The sequence below is a fragment of the Bacillus sp. 5w2 genome (genome assembly GCF_054353775.1).
Genome location: NZ_JBTIWT010000020.1, coordinates 40,836 through 60,859, shown reverse-complemented (window position 1 = coordinate 60,859; position 20,024 = coordinate 40,836). Strand labels below are relative to the sequence as shown.

21 protein-coding genes and 1 riboswitch are annotated in these 20,024 nt (G+C 34.5%); of the genes, 10 read left to right on the top strand and 11 right to left on the bottom strand.

All coding sequences use genetic code 11. From position 1 onward, the window contains the following. Positions 1 to 380 precede the first annotated feature (380 nt). The 6 genes from ACXY7N_RS25020 to modA form a co-directional block, all read right to left on the bottom strand. The gene (locus ACXY7N_RS25020) at positions 381 to 2,021 is read right to left on the bottom strand and encodes a peptide ABC transporter substrate-binding protein (protein WP_016089631.1); all 1,641 of its coding nucleotides are present in this window, start codon (positions 2,019 to 2,021) and stop codon (positions 381 to 383) included. Positions 2,022 to 2,153: 132 nt separating this feature from the next. Further along, positions 2,154 to 2,258: riboswitch (SAM riboswitch) on the bottom strand. 152 nt (positions 2,259 to 2,410) lie between these two features. Further along, the gene (locus tag ACXY7N_RS25015; protein ID WP_016089630.1) at positions 2,411 to 3,244 is read right to left on the bottom strand and encodes an aldo/keto reductase; all 834 of its coding nucleotides are present in this window, start codon (positions 3,242 to 3,244) and stop codon (positions 2,411 to 2,413) included. A gap of 1 nt (position 3,245) precedes the next feature. Beyond that, the gene (gene proC, locus ACXY7N_RS25010) at positions 3,246 to 4,049 is read right to left on the bottom strand and encodes a pyrroline-5-carboxylate reductase (RefSeq protein ID WP_016133454.1); all 804 of its coding nucleotides are present in this window, start codon (positions 4,047 to 4,049) and stop codon (positions 3,246 to 3,248) included. A gap of 212 nt (positions 4,050 to 4,261) precedes the next feature. Further along, positions 4,262 to 5,113 carry a GRP family sugar transporter gene (locus ACXY7N_RS25005; protein WP_016089628.1) on the bottom strand — a complete coding sequence of 284 codons (852 nt, stop codon included), beginning with the start codon at positions 5,111 to 5,113 and terminating at the stop codon, positions 4,262 to 4,264. Positions 5,114 to 5,414: 301 nt separating this feature from the next. Continuing rightward, complete coding sequence (gene modB, locus ACXY7N_RS25000; RefSeq protein WP_488592668.1) at positions 5,415 to 6,089, bottom strand: molybdate ABC transporter permease subunit; 675 nt, start codon at positions 6,087 to 6,089, stop codon at positions 5,415 to 5,417. Positions 6,090 to 6,094: 5 nt separating this feature from the next. Next, positions 6,095 to 6,901 carry a molybdate ABC transporter substrate-binding protein gene (gene modA, locus ACXY7N_RS24995; protein ID WP_016133455.1) on the bottom strand — a complete coding sequence of 269 codons (807 nt, stop codon included), beginning with the start codon at positions 6,899 to 6,901 and terminating at the stop codon, positions 6,095 to 6,097. 134 nt (positions 6,902 to 7,035) lie between these two features. Here modA and ACXY7N_RS24990 point away from each other — a divergent pair, with 134 nt between their 5' ends. Beyond that, entirely contained in the window at positions 7,036 to 7,983 is a 948-nt protein-coding gene (locus ACXY7N_RS24990; RefSeq protein WP_080118132.1) for a substrate-binding domain-containing protein, read from the top strand. Between the two features lie 217 nt (positions 7,984 to 8,200). On the opposite strand, the gene ACXY7N_RS24985 is transcribed toward ACXY7N_RS24990, so the two are convergent. Beyond that, positions 8,201 to 8,302: a DUF3948 family protein gene (locus ACXY7N_RS24985; protein ID WP_016089624.1), complete on the bottom strand. Its 102-nt coding sequence runs from the start codon at positions 8,300 to 8,302 to the stop codon at positions 8,201 to 8,203. A 255-nt stretch (positions 8,303 to 8,557) separates the two neighbouring features. Continuing rightward, positions 8,558 to 9,424, bottom strand: coding sequence for a LysR family transcriptional regulator (locus ACXY7N_RS24980; protein ID WP_488592667.1), 867 nt, complete (start codon positions 9,422 to 9,424; stop codon positions 8,558 to 8,560). 128 nt (positions 9,425 to 9,552) lie between these two features. Here ACXY7N_RS24980 and ACXY7N_RS24975 point away from each other — a divergent pair, with 128 nt between their 5' ends. Beyond that, positions 9,553 to 10,521 (top strand): DMT family transporter, encoded by a 969-nt coding sequence (locus ACXY7N_RS24975; protein ID WP_033659609.1) that lies wholly within the window; start codon positions 9,553 to 9,555, stop codon positions 10,519 to 10,521. Positions 10,522 to 10,542: 21 nt separating this feature from the next. Beyond that, the gene (locus ACXY7N_RS24970; protein ID WP_000894068.1) at positions 10,543 to 10,683 is read left to right on the top strand and encodes a YrzO family protein; all 141 of its coding nucleotides are present in this window, start codon (positions 10,543 to 10,545) and stop codon (positions 10,681 to 10,683) included. A 60-nt stretch (positions 10,684 to 10,743) separates the two neighbouring features. Here ACXY7N_RS24970 and ACXY7N_RS24965 read toward each other — a convergent pair whose 3' ends face one another. Further along, a complete protein-coding gene (locus ACXY7N_RS24965; RefSeq protein ID WP_001060007.1) occupies positions 10,744 to 10,839 on the bottom strand; it encodes a DUF3948 family protein in 96 nt (31 codons plus the stop codon). A 336-nt stretch (positions 10,840 to 11,175) separates the two neighbouring features. Between ACXY7N_RS24965 and ACXY7N_RS24960 the strand changes: the two genes are divergently transcribed. Further along, positions 11,176 to 11,781 (top strand): lysophospholipid acyltransferase family protein, encoded by a 606-nt coding sequence (locus ACXY7N_RS24960; RefSeq protein WP_016089620.1) that lies wholly within the window; start codon positions 11,176 to 11,178, stop codon positions 11,779 to 11,781. Between the two features lie 73 nt (positions 11,782 to 11,854). Here the strand turns inward: ACXY7N_RS24960 and ACXY7N_RS24955 are convergent, their stop codons facing one another. Beyond that, on the bottom strand, positions 11,855 to 11,950 hold the full coding sequence (locus ACXY7N_RS24955) for a DUF3948 family protein (protein ID WP_080118129.1): 96 nt from the start codon (positions 11,948 to 11,950) through the stop codon (positions 11,855 to 11,857). Positions 11,951 to 12,255: 305 nt separating this feature from the next. On the opposite strand from ACXY7N_RS24955, the gene ACXY7N_RS24950 reads away from it, so the two are divergent. From ACXY7N_RS24950 to ACXY7N_RS24925, 6 genes are all read left to right on the top strand, one after another. Continuing rightward, positions 12,256 to 13,233 (top strand): LacI family DNA-binding transcriptional regulator, encoded by a 978-nt coding sequence (locus ACXY7N_RS24950; protein WP_098561305.1) that lies wholly within the window; start codon positions 12,256 to 12,258, stop codon positions 13,231 to 13,233. A gap of 147 nt (positions 13,234 to 13,380) precedes the next feature. Then, positions 13,381 to 13,710, top strand: coding sequence for a PH domain-containing protein (locus ACXY7N_RS24945; protein ID WP_098561106.1), 330 nt, complete (start codon positions 13,381 to 13,383; stop codon positions 13,708 to 13,710). Between the two features lie 118 nt (positions 13,711 to 13,828). Further along, positions 13,829 to 14,665: a YitT family protein gene (locus ACXY7N_RS24940; protein ID WP_488592665.1), complete on the top strand. Its 837-nt coding sequence runs from the start codon at positions 13,829 to 13,831 to the stop codon at positions 14,663 to 14,665. A gap of 139 nt (positions 14,666 to 14,804) precedes the next feature. After that, positions 14,805 to 15,161 (top strand): YxeA family protein, encoded by a 357-nt coding sequence (locus tag ACXY7N_RS24935; RefSeq protein WP_000728436.1) that lies wholly within the window; start codon positions 14,805 to 14,807, stop codon positions 15,159 to 15,161. Positions 15,162 to 15,906: 745 nt separating this feature from the next. Then, the gene (locus tag ACXY7N_RS24930) at positions 15,907 to 16,671 is read left to right on the top strand and encodes a TatD family hydrolase (protein ID WP_016089614.1); all 765 of its coding nucleotides are present in this window, start codon (positions 15,907 to 15,909) and stop codon (positions 16,669 to 16,671) included. 95 nt (positions 16,672 to 16,766) lie between these two features. Next, positions 16,767 to 18,272: a DL-endopeptidase inhibitor IseA family protein gene (locus ACXY7N_RS24925; RefSeq protein WP_016133458.1), complete on the top strand. Its 1,506-nt coding sequence runs from the start codon at positions 16,767 to 16,769 to the stop codon at positions 18,270 to 18,272. A gap of 35 nt (positions 18,273 to 18,307) precedes the next feature. Here the strand turns inward: ACXY7N_RS24925 and ACXY7N_RS24920 are convergent, their stop codons facing one another. Beyond that, on the bottom strand, positions 18,308 to 19,957 hold the full coding sequence (locus ACXY7N_RS24920) for a DUF2334 domain-containing protein (protein WP_016089612.1): 1,650 nt from the start codon (positions 19,955 to 19,957) through the stop codon (positions 18,308 to 18,310). Positions 19,958 to 20,024 lie beyond the last annotated feature (67 nt).

The window sequence follows — 20,024 nt, the reverse complement described above, 5'->3', positions numbered from 1 at the left end:
TCCTCCCTAAATGTGTTGTTTGTAACGTCATAATGTCCATGTCTTGAAGTGTAACTATAGAAGAAGAGAAAACCTATTATAAAAATGTGCATGTAGGTCATCAGGTGTTCTATATGTATATACATGTTGAACTATAATCTATCGTTATATGTTTCAACGTAGAAGACATTATATTTTGATGGTTAAATATTTAGTTTCTTTGATTATTTAGAATATTAACACTGGAAAGAACTATATGTCAATAATAAAAAATGGAGTATTATTTTTTAAAAATAATATATTGAAAAAGCGGATTTTCTCCTAATGAGAAATCCGCTTTTGATACATTTTTCCAATAAAACAATTGGTATGGGTAGAAAAACTTCAATTCAGGTTGCCTTTTATTTTTCAATTTGTGCCCATTTGAAGTTTAATTGACCTGCAAAGTCTACTTGCACAATTCCTTTCACATAAGAACGTTCTAAATAAGATTCACCTTTTTGGTAAAGAGGAGCGATAACAGAGTCTTTAAATAATATTTTCTCGGATGCCAGTAATGCTTCCCAGCGAGCTTTTTCATCACCAGCTAAAGTTGTTTTCACTTTTGCTATTGTTTCATCGAACTCCTTATTAGAGTAATGATCTAAGTTGTAAGGGTTATTCGTTGTAAATAGTTCAAGGAATGTAATTGGATCCGCAAAATCAGGGCTCCAGCCGTCAATTCCGATTTCGTAGTCACCTTTTAATAAAAGTGAAACTTGTTGTTTACGCGGTTGTGGTTTTACATTTACTGTTAATCCGTCTAAATTCTTTTCTAGTTGCCCTTTTAAGAACTCGCCAGTTTTCTTCTCAAGGTCACCATCACTTGTTAATAATTCTAATGTGATCTTTTCAGAACCAAGCTCTTGTTTTGCCTTCTTCCACAATTCTTGTGCAGATTTTGTATTGATTTTTGTTAAATCCCCGTTTGCAGTACGGAAGTCTGTTCCGTCAGGCCCCTTTGTAAAGTTTTTCGGCACGAGACTAAAGGTTGGTGTAGAGCCATCATTTAATAACGTATTTACAAAGGATTTTCGATCAATTGTTTGATCGATTGCTTGGCGTGCAGAAACATTTTGAAGTACTTTGTTTTGTTGATTCATACGTAAAAACTGGACCCCTACGTTCGGGCGTTCTTTAAAGTTGGCATCTTTTTTATATTTATCAACGAAGTCAGATGTTAGTTTTATACGGTCTAATTGTTTAGATTCGAATAAATTTACTTCTGTAGATTTTTCTTTTACGACGTTAAAATTGATTTCTTCTAGTTTGACAGTATCTTTATCCCAATAGCTAGGGTTTTTCTTGAATTTAAAGCTTTGTTCATGCTTCCAATCGCTTAGTGTAAAAGCTCCATTGTACAAGATTGCATTATCTTCTAAAGCGTACTTATCACCTTGTGCTTTAAAGAATTCCTCGTTAATTGGTAGAAATGTTGGGAACGCTGTTAAGCTAATAAAATACGGAACAGGACGCTCTAATTCTACCTCAAACGTATGGTCATCAATTGCTTTTACACCAAGTTGGTCGGCTGGAAGTTCTTTGTTGTTAATTTTTGTTGCGTTTTTAATATCAAAGAATAAAAATGCATATTCAGAGGCTGTTGCTGGATCGACAGCTCTTTGCCAAGCGAAGACGAAATCTTTCGCGGTAACAGGCGTACCGTTTGACCATTTTGAATCTCGTAAATGGAATGTGTATTTCGTTTTATCGCCACTTACTTCATGAGATTTTGCAACACCAGGGACAGGTTTGTTACCTTCACCAAGATTATACAAGCCTTCAAATACGTTTCTCATCACTTGACCAGAATCAGTATCTGTAGCACGAGCTGTATCCATTGTTCGTATTTCAGTAGGTGAAGATAAGTTTAAAACCTGTTTACTAGGTGCCTCGCCTTTTGCATTTGCTCCGCTTGCTTCGTTTTTATAACTACCGCAACCAGTTAATAAAATACTTACTCCTACAACTGATGCGATACCGGGTACAAACTTCTTTTTCATTTGATTTTCCTCCTAAATAATTAAGTTTGGATGATGATGAGGGAAATGAAAAATAAAAAATCCCTCTTTTCGTATTGAGAAAGAGGGATTTTTACGTACAAGTTATGCACCCGTATATAAACGAAGTCCCTCATTCTATCTTTCAAGCACAAAGCTTGCAGGAAGTGGCACAGTATTCAAAATGAACCTGCTGCCGAGGTTTCAAAGGGCCAGTCCCTCCACCTCTCTTGATACAATGAGTAAACGAATAAATTTTATTAATTTTTGTTCTTCTTTGATAATTCAAAATCTTACACCTTGGATAATGAAGTGTCAACCGGATGGAATATAGTTTAAATTTTCAGTTTTCTTTAACGTAAAAACCACTGCATATGGCAGTGGTTTTTCTACTAGAAGTTAAAGTTATCTGGATCTGGACCAACGCGACGATCTTCATTTAGAGCTTGAATTGCTTTCATGTCATCAGCACTTAATTCAAAATCGAATATATTTGCATTTTCAATAATGCGATGTTCTTTAATAGATTTAGGGATTGTTACAACTTCGTTTTGTAGATCCCAGCGTAAAATAATTTGTGCAGTTGATTTATTATATTTTGTAGCAATGTCTTGTAATGTTGGGTTATCCAGTAGCTGTCCTTGCATTAATGGCGACCAAGCTTCAAGCTGAATGTTATGTTCTTTACAGAAAGCATGTAATTCTTCTTGTGCTAAACGTGGGTGGTATTCCACTTGGTTGACCATTGGCTTAATTTCAGCAATTTCAAATACGTCTTGTAAGTGGTGAATGTGGAAATTACTCACACCGATAGCGCGAACACGGCCATCTTTATAAAGCTTTTCTAATGCTTTCCATGATTCAGTATATTTCCCTTTTACAGGCCAATGTACTAAATATAAATCTAAATATTCTAGACCTAATTTTTCTAATGTAGTTTCAAATGCTTGGAGTGTTGTTTCATATCCTTGATCGCTATTCCATACTTTTGATGTAATAAATAATTCTTCACGTGAAACACCTGATTCACGAATCGCTTGTCCAACGCCTTCTTCATTTTGATAGATTGCTGCAGTGTCGATGCTGCGGTAGCCATTTTTAATTGCTGCTTTTACAGAATCAATTACTTCTGAACCATCTTCTACTTTAAAAACACCTAAACCGAACCAAGGCATTTTTACACCGTTATGTAATGTTGTATAGTCTTTTAAACTTGTTAAACTCATATTATTTCCCCCTAGCTTTTTTGTTTGTTGCTTCTACTGCTTTTTGAATTGCCTCTGAAAAATTATACTCATATAAAGTTTTGAGACCTTCAGCTGTGGAACCACCTGGCGTTGTTACTTGTTCGCGGAGGTTAGCCGGATTTTGCGTTTGTTCAAGCATAGAAGCAGAGCCAGAAATCATTTGAATGACAAGGTGTTTTGCGGTTGCTTCATCGACTCCATAACTTTTTGTTGCTTCAATCAAGCTTTCAGCAAAGTAATAAAGGAAAGCTGGTGCACTTCCAGTAACTGCAGTAAGCTGATGAACTTCCTCTTCAGTGCAAAGTTGCGAAGTACCAATGCCTCTTAAAAGCAGTTGCAGGGTTTCTTGATGCATCTCGGTTACTGATTGTCCCATTGTATATAAGGAGATTGACTTCCCAATTTCAGCAGCTGTATTTGGCATAATCCAAGCAACAGGCGTGTCCTTAGGTAGTCTAGCTTCTAAATAAGATGGGCCAATGCCAGCAGCTACCGTTACGACAAGTTGATTTGATAGTAACGGAGATAACTCTGCTAATAATTCTTCATGTGCAGAAGGCGGCATTGCTAAAACAATCGTATTAACAGATGTAACATGCTGCTTCCAATCTGTTGTAATAGACACATTATAGCACCCTTGTAATTGTTCTAGCTTTTCTACGTTGCTACGGTTAGAAACGATAATTTCTTCGATGTATTCTTTGCTTGTTTTAAGTAATCCGGAAAATATAGCTTCTGCCATACGACCAGCACCAATAAATAAAATTCGATGTTTAGTTAGCATATCCTTTATTCCTTTCTAGTGGAGATATGTTATAAAAAACGATACCATTTTTAAGAGAATTTTGTAAAAAGAAAAGACTTATCGTGAAAAGGATGAAAATGGAGGGAGGAGGGTTAATGCAAATAAGGTTATAAATATTATTATATTTAAAAAATAGTTGTAATAAAAAATCCCTGAAGCATAATTGCTTCAGGGATTAATAGACTATAAGTTTATGCTTTTGTCATACCAAGTAATACAGCGCCGCCGATAATTAAAACACTACCTAGTGCAATAAAGATCAATTGACGTTTTGTTTTCTTTTCACCTAAGAAGACAATCGCACCGAATGTTGAGATAACGATTCCAGTTTGAGATAATGGGAAGCTTGTTGCCACTCCAACACGTGGTAATGAAAGAAGTAAGAATAAGTTTCCTGTTCCCCATAGTAAACCAGATAAAGCATTACGGATTGCATATTTGTTAAATGGCTTATGTTTAGATGTCAGTACAACCGCACCAACAAACATACCAACTGCTTGTGGTAAAATAGCAGACCAACCATCGATATTATACCAACGAATGATAATTACATATACAAGGTAGCCGAAAGTAGAAACAATTAAAGTAAGAAGTCCTTTTTTCAATTGTCCTGGTGGCTGAGCATTTTCTTTGTCATCTAGTGATGTGAATACAACACCAACTACGATTAATAGGATTGCAATCGTTCCCATAATGATTGTAGTAGTAGTAGTCCACTCACGGAAAGCGATAACCCCAAAGATAGAAGTTGCAACAAGTTGCATACCAGTAGAAATCGTTACAGTAGTAGAAACACCTAACTTTTCAACTGTTTTTAATTGGTTTACTTGTCCTAAAGCCCAGAATAAACCTGAAATAAAACCAACAATCAAGATTGTCATTGTTAAAGCCGGTTGAGTAAATACATACATAATTGTTGCGAAGAATAGAGCACCGATTGTCATACCTACCGTTTGGCTATATGCACCACCGCCCATTTTTACGCTTACTAATAAGATGTTTCCCCATGCAATTGCAGGAAGAAGCGCTAATAAAATGTCCATTACAAGACTCCCTTCGGTTTTCTATACCAATATAATTACATATCGTTCTAACGATCGGTAATGCCCCACTAATAGAGTAGAAGATTACCGATCGCTAAAACAGGATGAAGAACTTACGATATAAATGCGTTTTCATTTCTTCATTTTTTGAAACACCTCCATATAATAACAGGAAATTGCCTATTTTAGAAAGTGAATTCAAATAAAATGTATATTTAAATAAAAGGTAAAATTCAGTTATTTCCCGATGGTATATTTTATTTCCTAAGAAATAAAAAAAGCAGCTTCAAAAAAAGCTGCTTTAAGAGTTAGTGATTCTTTTATTAATAAGCTGAATACATAGCAAAAATAGGAGGGACATACTAATAGTGATAACTACTAGTGTCCAGGCGAGCTGCATATTACTTGCATCAATTGCCATGTAAATTGCAGTTGGGATCGTCTGTGTTTTACCAGGAATGTTCCCAGCAAACATGAGTGTAGCACCAAACTCACCGAACGCACGAACAAAGCTCAAAATCATTCCGCTTAGTAAGGCAGGAAATGCAAGCGGAAGTGTGACGTGTAGAAAAACTTGATATTCACTTGCACCAAGGTCACGAGCACTTTCTTCAATTTGTACATTCGCGATAGAAAATCCTGTTTTTGCTGATTGGTACATAAGCGGAAATGCAACAACTGTAGAAGCAATGATAGCAGCAGTAGATGTGAACATAATAGACTGCTGAAATATTGATTCTATCCACGTTCCAATGGGACTGTTATTTCCAAAAATGATAATGAGAAAAAAGCCGATTACAGTTGGCGGAAGTACCATTGGTAATAAGAAAATAGTTTCTAATATTACTTTATATCTCCATGAGGAGCGTGCTAGTGCTCGTCCGATAATCGTTCCTAAAATTGTAACGATAATGGTGGCACATGCAGCTACTCGTAAAGATAGAAAGATTGGTGACAAAATAACATCAAAGCTCATGGCAATTATGATAGGACTGTAAATCCATATTTCTTAAAGATAGATTGTGCATCTTTTGACTGCAAATACTCATAAAATGAAGTCGCCTCTTTCTTATGCTTAGATTCCTTTATAATACCTAAAGGATAGTGGATTGGTTCATGAGAAGTCGCTGCTGCTGTTTCACCAATCTTTACTTTGTCTGAAATGAGAGCATCTGTTTTATATACAATACCAGCATCGACATTACCTGTTTCTACATATGTTAACACTTGGCGAACATCTTTTGTAAATACGATTTTACTTTGAATGTCATTCCATAGATTTTCATGGGTGAGAGAAGCCTTTGCGTATTTTCCCGCAGGTACAGATTCAGGTGTACCAAGTGCGATTTTCTTAATTTTTTCATCTTTTAAATCTTGAATTTTTGTAAGAGAACTATCTTTTGGGACGACTAGAACGAGCTCATTTCCAAGAAGATTTTTCCCTTCTTTTTCATTAATGAATCCTTTTTTAACAAGAGTTTGGAATTTATCTTCAGCTGCTGAGAAGAATAAATCAGCAGGTGCACCTTGTTCAATTTGTTGTTGAAGTGCACCAGAAGCGCCGAAGTTAAAAGAAAGTTTAATAGTAGGTTCTTTTTCTTTATATTTTGTTTCAATTTCTTTTAATGCATCTTGTAAGCTTGCAGCTGCTGATATAGTAAGTTCGACTGTTTTTCCTTCTTTGGCAGTTGATTTCTCTTTCTTCTCTCCGCTTGTACATGCAACACTAAATATAAGAAGAAAAGAAAGTATAAGTGCCCCGATGGATCGTAATGTAAACTTATTCATAAAAAAATCCCCTTTCGTTTTGACATATTCAATTATAACTAAATATAACTAAATATAACTAGTTATAATTGAATATAATTTGAACGATGTAGTTGTTTTTAAAATATAGGAGAAATATTCTTTTCTTTGTTACAATGAAGAAAGAAAGTGAGGAATCGTCTATGGATCATCATTCCTACACAACGGAAGAAGTAGCAAAGCGATTAAAAGTATCGAAATTAACTGTATACGACTTAATTAAAAAAGGAGAACTTCCTTCTTATAGAGTTGGTAGACAGATGCGCATTGATGCAGAAGATTTAGAACAATATATTAAGCAAATGAAAACGGGGAAAATACAAGGTACTCCTGTAAAGAGCGAAGATAGTAGAGGCTTGGGTACATGTATTATTAGCGGGCAAGAACTAACATTAGATATGCTGGCAAAACGTATAGAAAATCGCCTGCCAAGTTCAAATATATTACGGGCATATCAAGGTAGTTTAACGAGTTTAGTAAAGATGTATCAAGGAGAAGGAAGTATCGTTAGCTTGCATTTGTTTGATGGAGAAACGGATACATATAATGTTCCGTATGTAAAACGTATTTTAGTTGGACAACCATGTATTATGATTAATTTATTAGCAAGGAACGTTGGGTTTTATGTGCAAAAGGGGAATCCAAAAAATATAAAAACATGGGCTGATTTATCTCAATCGTCTATACGATTTGTAAATCGAGAAAAAGGTTCTGGCATTAGGGTGTTAGTCGATGAACAATTGCGAATTCAAAAGTTAAATAAAGAACGTATTAGTGGATATGAATGGGAAGAATCAAATCATCTTGGTGTTGCCACGCAAGTCGCGAATGGAAAAGCTGATGTGGGAGTAGGTTCAGAAAAATTTTCGCAAATTGTAAATGTAGATTTTATTCCAATCATGAAAGAACAGTATGATTTAGTGATTTTGAAGAATAAAGAAAATGAAGAGCTGATTGAAGTCGTGAAAGACATTCTACAATCGGAAGAATTTCATAATGAATTAAAAGCAATTGGCGGATACGATATGACGAAAACAGGTCAAATTATATATGAAATAAAGTGAAACTTTAATCAGTGGGGGTTTTCTTCATCCCCCACTGATTATTAGTTGAACCAATCGGACTTTTATGGGCAGTTGATCCCCCACCAAACTTCTTTGCTTTCGCTGAATTTTGAGGTGGGGGTCTTACTGCCCATTAAAGCGGGATAAACTAAAAAGCTGCTTGTCTATAAGACGAGCAGCTTTTTCTATATATAAAGGGGTTTGGGGAAACAAAGTGTTAAACAAGACCTTGAGCAAGTGTGTAAATGAAAGCTGTAAGAAGAGTCGCTCCACTTGCAAGTCCTAAAAAGTCTGATTTGTTGAAAGTAATGTTGTTCATTATAATCTCTCCTTATTTGTTTAATGTAGTTGCAATAGCTTTTGCATCGACAAGTGCGGATAGCACCATGCCCATTGTATTTAAAAATTTGTTTGATTTCATTTTGTTCATCATGCGTATCCGCTCCTTTTCGAATTGTTGTTGCCCTGCTTTATGTCTTAATTATAGGAAATATGATCGGTTACAACTATCGAATTAGCTTACGGAAGGCTTACACTTTTGTAAGAAAAAAAGACATTCGCGTAAGAATGTCCTTTAAAGCATGTTGATATGATGATGCTCTTCAATTGTTTTTAAAAAGCTGCGCATTGAATTCGTCATATAGCTATCTTTACGACGTATGAAAACCGTTGAAATACTACCATATTTTTCAGGGATTGCATGACAATGCACTTTACCTGCTTTAGAAAGATGATGGACAGCAGACTGGGGTACGAGTGTAATCCCAAGGCCGAGTGCAACACTGTTTAATATTGTCTCTAATATATTAAATTCCATAATTCTTTTTGGTAGCAAACCTTCGTCTTTCAGCCATCGTTCTAGTTTGGAACGGTATCCACATCCTTGGTTAAAAACGAGTAGGGGTGTTGTTGTAAATTCTTCTATATGAAAAGCTTTATTCTGTGTTATAAGCATTAATTTTTCTGTACTAACATCGTATTGTTCGATTAGTGGATGTTTAATAGGACCTGATATAAAGGCACCATCTAATTGATGATCAAGTACTTGTCTAATTAATTCTTCTGTTAGACCCGCTTGTAATGATAAATCGACGTTCGGATAGCTTTTATAGTAAGAAGATAAAATGGTAGGTAATGTACTTACTGTTTCGACAGTACCGATTTTTAATATGCCAGAGGGTGTTTCACTATCTAAAAATACTTGTTTTAGCTCATCAACATCTTGCAAAATTTTATTAACATAAACGAGCATTTTTCTTCCTTCAGCTGTTAAAGTCATGCCTCTTTTATGACGATAAAAGAGCGGTGTTTTCAGCTCGTTTTCCAGTTGTTTAATACGTGCAGTTACATTTGATTGTACGTAGTTTAATTCCTTTGCTGTACCGGTTACACTACCGCGGTCGGCAACGCTTTGGAAGATTTGTAAGTCTCTTAATTCCATAGTATGATCCTCCTTGATGTTAACTATCATTATAAGTGATAGTTAACATCATTTTGAATCATTTTACGTGATATATTTTTTCTTTTACAATTCTCTTTGTGCAAATAGAAAGAAGCGGGGGAATTGTGTTGAGAAAAGGTCAAATGATAATAGGGGCTTTAGCATGTTTAATTGCAAGTATGTCATGGGGGGCAATGTTTCCGGTTGCTGATCATGCGCTAGAATACATAGATCCATTTTATTTTTCGCTCATTCGCTATGGAGCGGTGGCGATCGTACTTATTGTATTGTTGTTAATGAAAGAAGGAAAACAGGCATTTCGTTTAGAGGGAAGAGGAAAGTTACTCGTCTTTTTCGGAACGATGGCGTTTACTGTATATAATGTACTTATATTTTTAGGTCAAATGTTAATGGGGAAATCAGGCGTGATGGTAGCTTCTATTATGGAAGCACTTATGCCGATGATTTCTATTTGTATTCTATGGGGATATAAGCATGTAAAACCGAAAAAGTATATGATAACGAGCATGATTATCGCTTTTGTAGGAGCTGTATTCGTTATTACGAAAGGTGATGTGAGTTTCTTTTTAACATTGAAAGATAACATGTTTTCACTGGCCTTTATATTTGTTGGTGTTGTAGGTTGGGTTATTTATACGATGGGTGGTCAAACGTGTAGCGATTGGTCAACATTACGTTATTCTACGTTGACGTGTGTATTCGGTACGACTGTCACAGGGATTATAACTGTAATTATTACATCGCTTGGATACGTATCGGTTCCGAGTGTGGGAACGATTTCTATTGTGAAATATGATTTATTGTTTATGATGACATTACCAGGTATCGTAGCGTTACTCGCTTGGAACTATGGTGTGAAAATTTTATCATCTATTAATGGGATTTTATTTATTAACTTTGTACCGATTACGACTTTAATGATTATGATGATGCAAGGATATCAAATAACGATGTTTGATATTGTAGGAACTTTACTTGTTATTGCGGCACTTATTCGCAATAACGTTTGTCAGAGAAAAGAAGAAAATATAAATAAGAAGATTTTACAAGAAGAGCAATTACGCCAAGCTGTTTAATAGGCAATTGGAGGATTTCACATGTTAGAAAGTTTATTGTTTTTCTTCGCCGTCGGAGTTGCCTGCGAGCTTGCAGCAATTAACCGAAATGGTCGTAAAAAGATAAAACAACAAGCTGAGATGATACAGCTTTTAAAAGAATTGAAAGAAAGAAAAATGTAAAAAGACGACCGGGCATAGACGGTCGTCTTTTTCTATATAAAGGGGAAAGGGGACACAAAGTTATACAAGCGTAGCAGCGTAAATAAAAGCAGTAAGAAGAAGAGAGCCGCTAGCTAATCCTAAAAAATCTAATTTGTTAAAAGTGATGTTATTCATGATACATTCTCCTTACTTGTTTAATGTAGAAGCAACAGATTTTGCATCGATTAGAGCGGAAAATACCATGCCCATTGTATTTAAAAAATTATTCGTTTTCATCGTGTTCATCATATTGATCCGCTCCTTTTCGAATAGTTGTTGTTTCTTTCTGACTTAATTGTATGAAATATTTTGGGAAGTAACTATCGAATTAGCTTACAAGAAAATTACACTTTTGTAAGAATTGAAATGTAACAATTAATACTTAAAATTATTACCAACTCCTAAAACTTAGTGTTATAATCGTTGTAAGAGAATGATTATAATTCGGATATTCAGAAAGGAACGAAACAAATGTATAAACCAATTACATTTTTGTTGAAATATATATTTAAAACAGCTGGGAAAGTAGAAGTGCAAGGAAGAGAAAAGTTACCAGAAGGTGGCCCATATGTTGTTGCATGTACACATACAAGTTTTATGGATGTATTAATGTTAGCTACAGGGATGTACCCGACCCAAATTCATTACATGGCAAAAAAAGAGTTATTTGAAGGGAAGTTCAAAAATTGGTTCTTTAAAAATGTGAATGCATTCCCTGTAGATCGTGCGAATCCAGGACCGAGTACACTTAAAATTCCATCACGCCTATTAAAAGAAGGAAAAGTAGTAGGGATTTTTCCGAGTGGGACGAGATCAACAGAAGACGTTTCATTAAAAGCTGGAGCTGTTACGATTGCGCTGCGTTCTAACGTTCCGTTAGTACCGGCAGCTTATATTGGTCCATCAAGTGTAAAAGAATTGATAAAAGGGAAAAAAGCGCAATTAGTTTTTGGTGATCCAATTCAAATTGATGCCGGAGAACAAATAGATCGAAAAACAGCTATGAAAATGATGACAGATCAATTAAATGAGAAGTTTGAGGAGCTAAAGGAAACTTTGCAATCACATCAAAAGTAAGAAAAGACGACCGGGCATAGACGGTCGTCTTTTCTATTACTATTTATAATAAAGGGGAAAGGGGACACAAAATTTATACAAGCGTAGCGGCATAAATAAAAGCAGTAAGAAGAATCGAGCCACTAGCTAATCCTACAAAATCTAATTTGTTAAAAGTGATGTTATTCATCATGCATTCTCCTTACTTGTTTAATGTAGAAGCAACAGCTTTTGCATCGATAAGAGCGGAAAATACCATGCCCATTGTATTGAAGAAATTGTTTATTTTCATTGTGTTCATCATATGAATCCGCTCCTTTTCGAGTAATTGTTGCCCTGTTTCTGACTTAATTGTATGAAATATTGCGGAGAGTCACTATCGAATTAGCTTACAGGAAAATTACACTTTTGTAAGAAAAACGAATGAAGTTGTAATGATAAGAAGATTTGACATATGTTGATGGGATTCATTAAGTTAAAAGTAGAGGTGAGTGTATGGCTAATATTAAAGATATCGCAAAGATGGCGGGAGTTTCAGTTACGACTGTTTCGAGAGTATTGAATGATCATCCGTACGTAAGTGAAGAGAAAAGGAAAGCGGTTATAGAGATAGTTGAGAAGTTGAATTACTCACAAAACGCAAATGCTGTTCATTTATCAAAAGGGAAAACGAATATCGTTGGTGTGATTTTACCGTATATTAATCATCCATGTTTTGATGCGATGGTGGGCGGGATGATGGAGGTGGCGTTAGCTCATAATTACAGAGTGCTACTTTGCCAAACGAATTATAATGAAAAAGAAGAAATGAAAAGTTTACATATGTTAAAAACAAAACAATTGGATGGTCTGATTATTTGTTCTCGTGCGAATGAATGGGAAACGATAGAGCCGTATGCTTCCTATGGGACGATTGTTGCTTGTGAAGATAATGATATTTCAAATATCTCAAGTGTATATACGAACCATTCGGCAGCTTTTCAATTAGGAATGGATTATTTAATTGGGAAAGGTTATAAAAAAATTGGTTATTGTACGGGAAGGAAATTAGGACCGAGTAGTCAAAAGCGTTTTGATGTTTATAAACAACGATTGCAATCTATAGATGAAGAAGTGAATGAAGAGTGGATTTTCACAGAATGTTTTACATTAGAAGATGGTGTGAAAGTGGCTCATAAATTAAAGGGGATGCAGGATCTTCCCGAAGCATTAATAGTAGCAGGAGATGAAGTTGCGATTGGAGTTATGACAGAAGCTGAAAAATTAGGTATTCAAGTTCCTGAGGATTTAGCGATTATTGGCTTTGATAATCAACCTATTTCGCAAGTGTTGCAACTTACAACCATTGATCAAAATTTAAAGGAGATAGGTAAAAGGGCCTTTGAAATGTTTTATAGGCAAATAAGTGATGAAAGTTCTAAACAAGAAAAGTTGGAAATTCCATACGAACTTGTGGAACGCTCTACAGTTTAATTTTAATCCGTTATGTGTACATCACATAACGGATTATTTTTTTGAAATATCTTTGACAGGAAACGCGTTTCATACTTTATAAAGAAGTTAAACCGGTTTGTAACAATCCATGGATTCTTTTCAAGAATAATATTTGGAGGGATATGCATGAATGAACTTTTTTTAAGTATGAAAAAGTATATAGAGGATGACGAAAAGATTTTAGCCTTTGTAGTAGGGGTCTTTGAGAAGGATAATTTTATGTTATGTTATCAACATGGAATTTTTGTTGCCACTACTAGACGTCTCCTGTTTTACGGGAAATTTCCGTACTATCCTTCAACATTTAAAGAGTACTCATATTTGCATATAGATAGCATAGATTTTCATCCGTACTTTGAGTTTACTTGTAATCATGAAACGGTTAGAGCTAAGCATATTCAGAAAGGGAATGTGGAGCGATTTGTCCGTACAGTGAGAATGAATATGAATAATTAACCACCCCTTTGTTTAAACATAATATCTCGATTTTTAAGAGGTAAAATGCGGAATAAAAACCACTTCTAAACCTCTAGGAGATAGTGATACAATGTCAAATGGGGGGAGGGTATGAACTATGGTTAATCAACGTATAAAGGAAATAACACTAATTACAATTGGTTCATTATTATTCGCAATTGGTATTAATTACTTTGCAATTCCAAACCGTTTATCGGAAGGTGGAATTATTGGTTTAACGGTTGTTACGTACTACTTATTTGATTGGTCACCAGGGATTGTGAACTTTGCTATAAATGCAATTTTACTAGCTATTGGTTATAAGTTTTTTGATAAAAAAACGATGGTTTATACAATTTTAGGGATTGTAGAAACATCCTTGTTTTTATATGTTACAGAACATATTGAGTATCATGTAAATAGTGATACGCTATTAGCAGCTTTATTTGCTGGTTTGTTTGTAGGTATCGGATTAGGCTGTATGTTCAAAGCTGGAGGTACATCAGGAGGATCGGCAATTTTAGCACGGTTAGCAAATCAATATTTAGGGTGGAGCGTTGGTAAAGGTGTACTTATTATTGATATCGTTGTAATTGGTGGTTCTGTATTTATAATAGGACAAGAAAAAGCGATGTACACACTTGTTGCAGTATTCATCGGAGCCAAAGTGATTGATTTCATTGTAGAAGGAATGGATACAAAAACGGCTGTCACAATCATTTCAAATCAACCAGACTTAATACGTGAGGCTATTACGAAAAACATGACACGCGGTGTCACTGTATTAGAAGGACGCGGCGGATATACTGGTAAAAATAAAGAAGTTTTATATGTTGTTATTAATAAACAAGAGCTTGTTAAGTTAAAGCAAGTTATTAGCCGAGTAGATGAAGATGCTTTCGTTGTTATTCACGATGTACGTGATGTGCTTGGTGGTGGTTTTAAAGCGAGCTAAAAGGTGAACGAGTAAATTCGTTCACCTTTTTTTTATTCTTACAAAAATGTAAGTGTAATGTAATGAGATTCAATAGTAGATTTTATTCCTTCTTTTTAAAATGGATGTATATATATCCTGCAGAGGAGGAATGTTTAGTATGAAGAAAAAAATGATCACTACTATAATAGCGATGCTAGTGATAGTAGTAATGTTACTGCCTACGAAACTTGGACCAGTTATCGATAAATATAATCCGCTTTATAAGACGAAAGAATACTATACGGTTGTGAATACAATTGGTCAGCATGTTGGTGATGAGTGGTATGAATATGAATTTATTGCATTTGACGAACGTGGAAGAGAACAAAAAATAAAGAAGACTGTTAAGCATATGTTAAAGAGAGATGAAGCATTAAAGGTGTACGCAAAAGGACGCTACGGTGAGTCAATTGAAGAAATTGAAGCTGTAAATATTCCTATTAATGCGAAGAGTAAACTTTTAGCGATGAGATAGCGAAATATACCCCTGCCTATTTTTTGTCGAAAACAAAAATACAAGGTAGGGGTATATTGATATGCGTAAAAAAGCCTTAATCCATATGGACTAAGGCTTTATTTATTATATAAAGGGGAAGGGGGTACATTGTAGTAGCATGAGTGAAAGGTATAAGAAGAGTAGCTACTAGCAATGTAATTTGGTTATGTGAGTGTTCTTCTTATTTGGCTTACTTTCTAACTTCATTGTACGAGATGTAGGCAAGGGAAACTATCGAATTACATTACACATAGCTTACAAACATGTAAGTCTTCTGTAATGTAATTCGATAGTTAAAAGATAGTGAATTTCATATAGTGTAATTAGAAAGTCGCACTGTATTACTTTCTGTTTGTAATGTTAATGAAGAATGAAAAACCAACTACTTTTTAATAGCCCTCATCTGTATGTAGATGGGGCTCTTTTTATAAACCTTACAACATTGTAAGGTTTACGTAAGTTAATTCGATAGTAAATTTGTCATATTTTTTGCATAATAGATACAAATAGATAAAAATAATTAGGGATATAGTAAGAAGGGAGAAAACTGGGATGCGTAAAGAAGAAGTAGTGAAGTTTCCAATTAAAGATTTCTGTAGCTACTTTACTGTTGCCGTAGTATGTATTGGATTATTTGATATCATAACAAACTTAATTGTTAAATAATATAGATGACAAAACAAGAAGGGAGATCCTTTCTTGTTTTTTTTATGGGGGAATAAAAATGAAATGGATTGATAGTCATATACATGTTGATCAATATAAGGATGAAGAAAAAAGTAGATTACTTAAAGATGTGGAAAATAGTAAAGAGATAAAGGGGCTTATTGCGGTATCTATGAATTATCAATCATGTAAAGAAACTTTATCTTTAGCAAAGCGATATCCTTTTGTGCATCCAGCAATAGGTTTTCATCCGGAGCAACCGATTCATAAAGAAGACTGTGAGCAAATGTATAAATTAATTGAAGATCATGTAGAGGACATAGTTGCGATTGGTGAAGTGGGATTACCATATTATTTAAGGCAAGAAGAGAAAGATATTACTCTAGAGCCATATATAGCGGTATTGAAAAGGTTTATAGAGTTAGCGAGGAAGTACGATTTGCCGATTGTTTTGCACGCTGTTTATGAAGATGCTGATATCGTATGTGATTTACTAGAGGAACATAAAGTTTCGCGTGCACACTTTCATTGGTTTAAGGGAAGTGAAACAACAATGAAACGGATGATGAGGAACGGTTATTATATTTCTATCACACCAGATGTTTTACATAAGGAGAAGATTAGAAAAATTGTTTCGTATTATCCACTTGAATATATGATGGTAGAAACAGATGGACCGTGGGAATTTCAAGAGGATGTTATGACGCATCCGAGGATGATTCGAGAGGTATTAAAGGAAATTAGTGTTATAAAAAACATATCTGTTGATAGGGTTACGAAAACGATATATGAAAATACGATTCAATTTTACTTAAAAGGATAGGAGAGTTACTCTTATCCTTTTTATTATGGATATTTTTTCTAATATTTTCTATAATTTATGATGTGTTTAATTTGATGAAGGAAGTAGGGGGAAAAATGGGGAAAGCATATAAAAAAATAGCTATTACAATGATGGTCGGTGCACTTTCACTTGCAGCATTTGGGTGTGAAGCAGAAACAAAGGCTATAAATCCAAACGCAAAACAAGAAAATAAGGAAGAAAAAATTGATCCAGTAGTTGAAAAACAGATGAAAGAAAATGAGAAGAATGGGAATACGGTTGGAAACAGTTCTAATGAAGGGAAAATGGCAGAAAGTAACGGCTGGATTTACTATGCGGTGAATGGTGATAAAAATACAGGAGGCATTTATCGTACGAAAGATCAATTTCAAACAGCAGAGCCTGTAGTAAAAGGTGTAAATGCTTCTTACATAAATATAAAAGATAAATCTTTATATTTTATTCATACGGATAAAGATAAGAATGCAGGATTATCTTCTTTAATGAAGTATGATATATCTAGCAAAAAGCTAGACACGTTAAAAGATGATACAAATTATGTTTATATAAAAGACCAAACTTTATTTTATCCGAAAAAATATTCTGAGCATGGTGGCTTTGATATTGTAGGGATTGTAAAAATGGATTTGAAAACGGGACAGGAAGAAGAAGCGGCATTTAAAAACTCTGGTTGGTCTCGAACGATAGACGATAGTATTCTACATTGGAATAAAAATCGTGGAACGCAAGTGACAAAGGATAATAAAACTTGGTCAAAAGAAAATTATGCAACAATATCTAGTGCTACGTATAATAATGAAAAATTATATGCTGTTGTCGACTTCTCGTTACCTTTTGAAACAAATGAAGCTGAGCATGGCATATATGAAATAGACATTCAACAAAATAATGAAAAGCTATTGGTAAAGGATGCCTTGCAGATGAATGTGAAAGGGGATACTTTTTATTATTTAAAAAAGGACGGAGTATATAAGAAGAAAATGAATGGTGGAAATGAAAAAGTGATTTATAATAAAGCGGTTGAACCAACGAAATCCTATTTATATTTTGTAGCAGGAGATATGTATCTCTATACGGATAACGGGACTATTTTGAATCTAGATACAAAGAAATCAAATGAAGCACAAGATAAGAAGTTAGCAGATGACGGTATGTTACAGAAAGTATGGAATGCACAGAAGGAACTTACTAATATTCAAATGGCTGCACTAACAGGAAACCCAAAACGAGTAGGGGATTTTTCGTACGGGGAATTAGTGAATCCTATTTATAATACGAGGGATACTTTAGAGACTACGCTATCTACGTACTTCTCAAAATCATTTATAGCAGAGTATATGAAGAGTAAGTATATTAAAGAGTTAAATGGAAAAATGCACTATGCTATTGGAGATCCAGGGTCAAAAGCAGCGACTAAATTTACAAAAATTATTTCTACCGATTTGAAGGATGGGAAAATAAAAGCGCAGGTAGAAACGTATAATGACTATGATAATGTAACGGAAAAAGTAGAAGTTGAATTTGTTTATGAAAATAATCAATGGGTTATTAATAACATGCCACGTTTTGGTTTAAGTTAAAAAAACCACCAAGCATTCTACTTGGTGGTTTTGTATTATGACTCTAATTTTTTCGCGCGTCTTAATAGGAAAAGAAAGACAATGACGAAGAAACCAAGTATAAGGAAGAACCCATATTGTTTTATATAATCCATTACGTCATCTGCACTTGTTGGTTTTTCAACATGAATGCCATCTTTGTTAGTGGTAATATGAATATTTTTCATTTTCACTTCATTTGTTTCTTTTTGTAAATCAATCCATTCTATATTTGGAATACTTTCTAGATCCTTTAATACTTCTTTTAATGGTTTCACACCTAAGTAAGGATGATAGAATGCACCAATAACGCCATCGGATAATTTAGCAACAGATACAGCACGTTCCTTCATCTTTGCAATAGCATGTGGCTTATCTTCTTCGATAAAGCCGACTGTTTCAGGCATTAATTTCATTCCGTGTAAAAATGATGGGGTACTTGTATAAAATGGTGAGTGCATGGATTTCCAAGTTGTATCACTTAACTGTAGTTGTCCTACATAAGTTGAAAAGTACCTTGATAATATTTCGTATCCTTTTTGAGACATCGTGTAATGAGGTGCTTCAAATGCGACAGGATATAGTTTGGCATCTACAAGTTCTTGAATGCCTTTTTCAATATGATCAGTCGTATATTTTTCTTCAAACTCTTCTCCTTTTTTTACGTATGCATTATATGCCTCTATATTAGGAAAGTCATCTTTTGTTTTTGATTTTTCATGCTTCGGTTGACGAATTGGTTGATCTGTTTTTACGTCCCAAAATTCAAAACCTTCACCAGTTTCACTATCATAAAATTGGTGAGTATAACCATGCATAATAATTGCTGCACCATCATCTTGCATAGAGCGTAAAAGATCGACTAGCTCAGGTTTATCTTTTAAATGTATGGTCTTTCCTGTATCCGGATCTTTATATACCGGTATGACTGTAATCATATAAGGGATCTTTTTCTCTTTTAGTAATTCAGCAATTTCTTTTAATTGATTTGTATCTGCGGCTGGATGAACGTCCTCAAGACGTAAATAAGCTTCTACTTTATTTGTCGTCGATTTTTGTCCAAAGTAAGAAAATAACATTTCACCGACGTAATGAGACATCCAGTCAAAGAGATTTGGCGTTGCAACGTAATAAGATGTTTCATGGTGAACGATAAGTGGGTTCTTGCTATTTGAGCTTACAGCGTTAGCAAGAACAGTTCCGTTTGTATCAAAGGATTGAATCAACCGTTCCTCTTCTAAAGTGTTTTTTAGTTTATGGCTTGGATATTCGATTTTATTAACTCGTATCTCATTATCCTTTAGAGTAATGAAAGAAAAGCGATTAGATAATTGTTCAACATTTTGTCCTAGAACTAATACTGGGCCTGAGAAATTTTCTATCAGTTGTTTTGCTTCAGCAGGAAACTCTTCCTTTTGTTCACCGATATAGACAATATGTGTATAAGAAGATGAATTAGTAATTTCATTAGCTTGTTTTAAACTTTTCGTAGTTATATCGTTTGTAAAATGGCCTAATTGAGTATTAAGTATTTGAATATTATTTGTAATTTTATCGTCTTTTGTACTATATAAAACAAGTACTTTTGGTTTTGGTGACGTTTGTGCAGAGGTGTGGATAGGCATAAGAAGTAAAATGCTGAACAAGAGTATTATGCACTTTTTCATTTGGTTTGCTCCTATTCTATATGTAGAGTTCAATTTACAATTATATACAAAAAATACGTTGTGGTCT

Bases quoted from the DNA above. Each gene is read 5' to 3' on its own strand.
- ACXY7N_RS25020 (WP_016089631.1), bottom strand. From the start codon at position 2,021: ATGAAAAAGAAGTTTGTACCCGGTATCGCATCAGTTGTAGGAGTAAGT.
- ACXY7N_RS25015 (WP_016089630.1), bottom strand. From the start codon at position 3,244: ATGAGTTTAACAAGTTTAAAAGACTATACAACATTACATAACGGTGTA.
- proC (WP_016133454.1), bottom strand. From the start codon at position 4,049: ATGCTAACTAAACATCGAATTTTATTTATTGGTGCTGGTCGTATGGCA.
- ACXY7N_RS25005 (WP_016089628.1), bottom strand. From the start codon at position 5,113: ATGGACATTTTATTAGCGCTTCTTCCTGCAATTGCATGGGGAAACATC.
- modB (WP_488592668.1), bottom strand. From the start codon at position 6,089: ATGAGCTTTGATGTTATTTTGTCACCAATCTTTCTATCTTTACGAGTA.
- modA (WP_016133455.1), bottom strand. From the start codon at position 6,901: ATGAATAAGTTTACATTACGATCCATCGGGGCACTTATACTTTCTTTT.
- ACXY7N_RS24990 (WP_080118132.1), top strand. From the start codon at position 7,036: ATGAAGAAAGAAAGTGAGGAATCGTCTATGGATCATCATTCCTACACA.
- ACXY7N_RS24985 (WP_016089624.1), bottom strand. From the start codon at position 8,302: ATGAACAACATTACTTTCAACAAATCAGACTTTTTAGGACTTGCAAGT.
- ACXY7N_RS24980 (WP_488592667.1), bottom strand. From the start codon at position 9,424: ATGGAATTAAGAGACTTACAAATCTTCCAAAGCGTTGCCGACCGCGGT.
- ACXY7N_RS24970 (WP_000894068.1), top strand. From the start codon at position 10,543: ATGTTAGAAAGTTTATTGTTTTTCTTCGCCGTCGGAGTTGCCTGCGAG.
- ACXY7N_RS24965 (WP_001060007.1), bottom strand. From the start codon at position 10,839: ATGAATAACATCACTTTTAACAAATTAGATTTTTTAGGATTAGCTAGC.
- ACXY7N_RS24960 (WP_016089620.1), top strand. From the start codon at position 11,176: ATGTATAAACCAATTACATTTTTGTTGAAATATATATTTAAAACAGCT.
- ACXY7N_RS24955 (WP_080118129.1), bottom strand. From the start codon at position 11,950: ATGAATAACATCACTTTTAACAAATTAGATTTTGTAGGATTAGCTAGT.
- ACXY7N_RS24950 (WP_098561305.1), top strand. From the start codon at position 12,256: ATGGCTAATATTAAAGATATCGCAAAGATGGCGGGAGTTTCAGTTACG.
- ACXY7N_RS24945 (WP_098561106.1), top strand. From the start codon at position 13,381: ATGAATGAACTTTTTTTAAGTATGAAAAAGTATATAGAGGATGACGAA.
- ACXY7N_RS24940 (WP_488592665.1), top strand. From the start codon at position 13,829: ATGGTTAATCAACGTATAAAGGAAATAACACTAATTACAATTGGTTCA.
- ACXY7N_RS24935 (WP_000728436.1), top strand. From the start codon at position 14,805: ATGAAGAAAAAAATGATCACTACTATAATAGCGATGCTAGTGATAGTA.
- ACXY7N_RS24930 (WP_016089614.1), top strand. From the start codon at position 15,907: ATGAAATGGATTGATAGTCATATACATGTTGATCAATATAAGGATGAA.
- ACXY7N_RS24925 (WP_016133458.1), top strand. From the start codon at position 16,767: ATGGGGAAAGCATATAAAAAAATAGCTATTACAATGATGGTCGGTGCA.
- ACXY7N_RS24920 (WP_016089612.1), bottom strand. From the start codon at position 19,957: ATGAAAAAGTGCATAATACTCTTGTTCAGCATTTTACTTCTTATGCCT.